Origin of the sequence: Protofrankia sp. CiP1_Cm_nod2, from assembly GCF_920664355.1 — a bacterium.
In the GTDB taxonomy this organism is placed as follows: Bacteria; Actinomycetota; Actinomycetes; order Frankiales; family Frankiaceae; genus Protofrankia.
In genome coordinates, this window is the sequence record NZ_CAKKTL010000229.1 from 4,122 (window position 1) to 9,048 (window position 4,927).

General features: G+C 67.1%; 4 protein-coding genes and 1 tRNA gene. 3 read left to right on the forward strand and 2 right to left on the reverse strand.

The annotated features are described in order from the left end of the window. Positions 1-885 precede the first annotated feature (885 nt). Positions 886-1,842: a hypothetical protein gene (locus NBW84_RS19950; RefSeq protein WP_250286366.1), complete on the forward strand. Its 957-nt coding sequence runs from the start codon at positions 886-888 to the stop codon at positions 1,840-1,842. A 157-nt stretch (positions 1,843-1,999) separates the two neighbouring features. Continuing rightward, on the forward strand, positions 2,000-3,025 hold the full coding sequence (locus tag NBW84_RS19955) for a hypothetical protein (protein ID WP_250286368.1): 1,026 nt from the start codon (positions 2,000-2,002) through the stop codon (positions 3,023-3,025). A 59-nt stretch (positions 3,026-3,084) separates the two neighbouring features. Here the strand turns inward: NBW84_RS19955 and NBW84_RS19960 are convergent. Then, a tRNA-Leu gene (locus NBW84_RS19960) sits at positions 3,085-3,165 on the reverse strand. A gap of 307 nt (positions 3,166-3,472) precedes the next feature. Then, positions 3,473-3,973: a TIGR03668 family PPOX class F420-dependent oxidoreductase gene (locus NBW84_RS19965; RefSeq protein WP_250286370.1), complete on the reverse strand. Its 501-nt coding sequence runs from the start codon at positions 3,971-3,973 to the stop codon at positions 3,473-3,475. A gap of 258 nt (positions 3,974-4,231) precedes the next feature. On the opposite strand from NBW84_RS19965, the gene NBW84_RS19970 reads away from it, so the two are divergent. After that, complete coding sequence (locus tag NBW84_RS19970; RefSeq protein ID WP_250286372.1) at positions 4,232-4,513, forward strand: DUF6247 family protein; 282 nt, start codon at positions 4,232-4,234, stop codon at positions 4,511-4,513. Positions 4,514-4,927: the final 414 nt, after the last annotated feature.

Sequence of the window (4,927 nt, forward strand, 5' to 3'; positions counted from 1 at the left end):
CCCGCCGCCCGCGCCGGCCTCAGCCGGCACCATGATCAATATAATTCCCGTACCGCTTCCCCGGCATCAGAATCACATCGATCATGGCATGTGCCCGGCCCGCGCCGATGACCGGCGGGGCGGCCGGGCGGACGGATCCGGAAAAAACCCGCTCGGTACCGTTCCGTGGGTATTTTCGCCGGTCCCTGGCGGAACAACGGCCCTCGTGACAGTCACCAAAGTGACATGGCGCACGTGCCGTAGGCCCCTTCACACACGGCAGCCGGTCAGGCAGCCTGTGTATGGGAAACCTCGGGTGCGCCGGAGCAGGCTGTGGCAGGCGGCGTACGGCGCATCCGATCCGACGACGGTCCGGGCCGTGGCTGGCCCCGGCCGTCCCGGGATACCTGTCGACGTGACCGCGATCAACGGGCGGGACCGCGGTCACCGATGACAGCCCCCGCCGATACCACCCGGCAGAGCGAGCACACATCCACCATTATTCCACCGTGTGTCACTTGCGCGGCACTGTATGGATACGGGCCGAGGCATCCGGCCGAGCAGAGGGAGCACGTGACTCTGGACCAGGCTCGGGGTAGGCTTGCATGGCCAGTCAACTCGATGCCTGTGCGGCGCCGACTGCTGGCCGTCAACATAACTTCATCGTCATAACTTCATCGTCATAACTTCATTGTCGGGCCAAGTTTTTTTGGCCAGACGGCAACCCTCGGACGGGGAGCCCCAGCAGCGCAAGCCCTCGCGGTGCCGTGGGAAACCGTCCACCTACGGGTCGTGTGCAGCAGTCCCTCGGGACACGGAGCACATGGAGGCCACTGCCCAGACGGGTCGACGACTGAAACCAGATAGCCCTCTGACCAGAGGGCTTTCATTTTCTGGAGGCATGTCGTGACCGCCGTCCCTCTTGGCCTGACGATGCCCGAGGCGCTGGATGTCCTCGTGGAACTGGTTCATGACTGGCGGGACCGCGGACGTGTTACCACCACCGCCGGGCTCAAGCCCGGTCTGCAGCAGCGTACCGCCGGAGCATTCTCCGAGCAGACGCTTGGGTTCGCGACCTTCCGCGATTTTGTTCAGGCGGCTGCTGCCGCAGGGCGCGTCGGGCTGCACCAGATGCCTTCCGGGCACTGGATGGTCCTGCTACCGGGCGAGTCGCCTGATGACGTGCCGACATCCTCCTACAGCCGTTCGGCCGCCGCGGACATCGCGGAGGCCGGCGTCCGGCCAGCCTCTCCCAGGACCGCCCTCGCGTCGACGAGCCGTCTCCGTCACGAGGTGTGGCATTGCTTCGTCGACTGGGCGCCGGACCAGCGTCGGGTTTGGGACCGGCACAGCCGCCGCGGTGTCATGTACCCGGTGGATGCGGATGGCCGTCCAGCATGGGAATCAACGCCTGAACGATTCACGAAAATACCCGCTGCGGACATGTCCACCCAAGTCGGCTGGATGCGTGAATGGGCTGCGGCCCTTCCGGATGAGGATGCGCGCGCGGCGCTCCTGGCCAGCCTTGATGAAACCGCCCAGCGCGGGCGGTTCCGGCAGGAGCTGACCCACCTGGGGCTCGTGGCTGCCTGGCGGAGCGAACTGCAGCGGCGGATCCTCGCTCACGCCGTTGCGTGGGCACATGAGCAGAGCGTCGACGTGACCGATCTCCTGGAGCCTCGCGCGCGCACGGCTTCCGCACCTCCGGCTTCCATATCGAAGCCCGCTCCCGCCCCAGGGGTGTCAGACGACGAGCTCGCACAGTTGCGCGCGCTGCTGCACCTCGTGATCGACAACATGACCCTGGCCGAGCTTGCGAGCCTGCCGGTACGGGCCGAGCATCTCCTGCGCGTGCACGCCTGAAAGGCGGTTCGTCATCGGCGCCAGCACACGCGTCCAAGAAAAACGGGCGTGTGACCTGTTCGACGTTGCTCTCGCGCCGGCGGTCCTGTCCCCGGTAGACGGTGAAGTCTGCGACGTCGTCCTTTCTACGCGCGGTGGCAGCAGCGCCCCGCTGCGCTTGGCGACCCAGAAGCGCACCAGTTCGCGTTGGCTACGGCAGGCACACGAGGAGCTTGTAGGCCAGGCACAGGGGCTCACAGCACCGGTCACGACAGCGCTTCTTGACCACCTCATCAACCGGCCAGGCGCCGCGGGACGGGTGCGCGTTGCCGGGGGAGGCTACCGGGTCTGGCAGTCCGTGCTCGCCAGCGCGTCTGATATCACGCTGTTCGTCGAGCTCGGCGCTACCGTCACCGCCGGGCTTCCACCGGAAGTCGCTGAGCTGACGGTCGACGCTGTTCCGATCGAGGTAGGCGACGACGGCCGGCTTTCCGCTCAGGACCTGTGCGTTGTCGCGGCTCGGTTGGAGGCGATGTACATGGATCTCGGGCTGCGCGATCGACGAGAGCGCATCGATGGCCCCCAAGAAGTGCTCCTCCTCGGGACGCCGACGTCGGGTTACCGCGCGGTCCCAGCGGATTGGGAACCACGGATTCGGGTAACGGCCGCTGTCGTTGGCTTACGGCTCCTGGTGGCGGCGACACCAGGCGAAGTGCGCTCGCAGTCCCTTGTCAACCGCGCCGACCTCGGCGTCGTGGTGACCGGCCGTGCCGACTGGCCGCCGATAGTCCAGCAGATGCAGGACGCCGGGTGTCCTGTGGAGCGATTCGGCGTACCAGGCGAGAAATTCGACAGTTTCCACGATGCGGTCCGCCGTCACCTCGTAACGGTTATGTGGGACGCGGCGTCGGCTACCCTGAAGGAACTCCCCAGGATCGAGGCGGGACACACTGTTTACCATCGTAAGGTGGCAAGCACGCGCAAGTTCGACCACTTTGACGAGGGGTCACCGTCACCCTGTAAGCACGGTGCCACCATGTTTGTGCCCTGGAGCGGCGACAAAGCTCTCAAGGGAATGCAGCGCCGGTACGCCAACTTCCAGCCCGCAATGTTACTTCACTGCAAGCACTATCCAAATTGTGGTGTATATGCCGTACGCGGAATCGACCGACGAGCTCCTTGCCGCATCGGCGAGCGGCCCTGACGATCGGCCTGGACGGGAAAGCCCGGCCGAACAGGCGTTTTTCCATTTTGACAAGGCGGTGCGGGAGGGGGGACTTGAACCCCCACGCCCTGAGGCGGCAGATCCTAAGTCTGCTGCGTCTGCCATTCCGCCACTCCCGCGCACGTGCTGCCAGGTACGGCGTACCACACGGTAGGCGCCGCAGGTATCACGTACCGCCAGCTACAGGATAGCGACCGCTGGCCACGGACCGTCCAGCCGCCCATCCCAGCCCCTGCGCTGGCCGGCGAGGCCCGCGGAAGGCGGACACCGACCCGGCCTCCGAGCGGGCTCTGGCGCACATCACGGCAGGCGGACAGCCGGGCGGAAGCCTGGCAGGACAGCGACAAACTCGCGCCGATCATGATCTGTGCGGACGGCCAGGGGCCGTGTGCGGCGCCGTGTGGCCGCTGCGGGGCGTCACCGCCGTCACGGGGGTGGGCGGTAGGACCAGCCGGACCAGTGGTGGACGTCGATCAGGATGACCGGGCCGGTTGGCCGATGCCGCTGGTACTGGTGGTACTTCGCCGTCAGCCGGTCGATCGCGTCATGCCAGGCGGCGCTCTCCCCCGCCGGCTTCTTCCCGGCGGATCCGTCCCCGGTGGCTCCATCCTCGATGGTTTCGGCGCGGGCGGCTTCGGCGGGGATGATGCGGGCGAGGCCGTCGGCGCGGGCCCACCACAGGGTCTGCCAGTCCTCGTCGTAGTGGTCGGCGATCAGGGTGACCCGCGGGTTGGCCGCGATGTTGGCCAGGCGCCTGAGGGCCGTCGACCGTTTGGGCTTGTGGTCCACCGCCGTGACGATCACATCGTCGTGGAGCGCGAAGGTCACCGGCACCAGGTGCGGCTGCCCGGCCGCGTCCACGGTGGCGAGCCGGGCGACCCTGGCGGCGGCGAACCGGCGGCGCGCCTCACCGGCGTCCAGGTTCACCGGCGTCCAGGTTCACCGGCGTCCGAGTTCACCGGCGTCCGAGCTCACCGGCGTCCGAGCTCACCGGCGTCCGATCGAGCCCGAGCGCATCCTGGGCCCGGTTCTCCTGGCCCCGGCGCTGCCCTGGCCCCGGGTCTGTCCTGGCCCCGGGGGCCGGGTGTGTCTGAGCAGGGTTCGCCACGTGTTCCAGTCCTTTCACGTTAAGGAAGCGAGACACCCCGTCTGCGTTATCGCCAGGCGGAGCGAGACAATGGAAATATGGCTGATACGGACGTGCCGGCCTCGCTGGAGGGGCTGCGGATCCGAGTGGACAAGACGGGGTCCGCGGTGCACGCCGCGCTGGACGCCGACCAGCGGGCCGCGTTCGAAGCGGAGTTCCGAGCGGCGCTGGCCCATGTCGACGACCAGTTCGGTCTGGACGCCGTCCAGGACGTGGTCGAACGATGGTGGCCGGCCGCGGTGTTGTGCGCGAATCCGGAGATCCGACAACGAGCGGCTCCGGGGATCCGACAGGAGATCGACATGGACAACCAGCGCTGACCGGCGGGCACCGACCAGGCCCGCCGGCGCCGTCGGCGTCGACGCCAGTGGCTGGCCTGTGACCAACGGACGCCCGACGACCCAGGGTGATCGAGGACGCGACTGGGGTGTCACGAGTCGGGGACGGATGGAACGACCCGGACACCTCAGCCGCGTCCTTAACCTACCCTGCCGATAGCAAATAGTCACTGATCGATTACAGGTGGTTCCAGCTTACACGGCAATTGGCATCCATGTACCCGGTTTGACGCGCTCCACCGCCACATCTTTTGCCGGATTTCGCCGCCACCTGCTCAGCGTCGACAACCCAGTAACAGAAAGTGGCTGGATACCGGGCGTCGAATGATCCAGCAAAACGCTCCGGACATACCCGACGGCTACCCGACGCAGGGCGGATCACAGACACACCAACAC

Coding starts and splice junctions, on each gene's coding strand:
- NBW84_RS19970 (WP_250286372.1), top strand. CDS start 4,232: ATGGCTGATACGGACGTGCCGGCCTCGCTGGAGGGGCTGCGGATCCGA.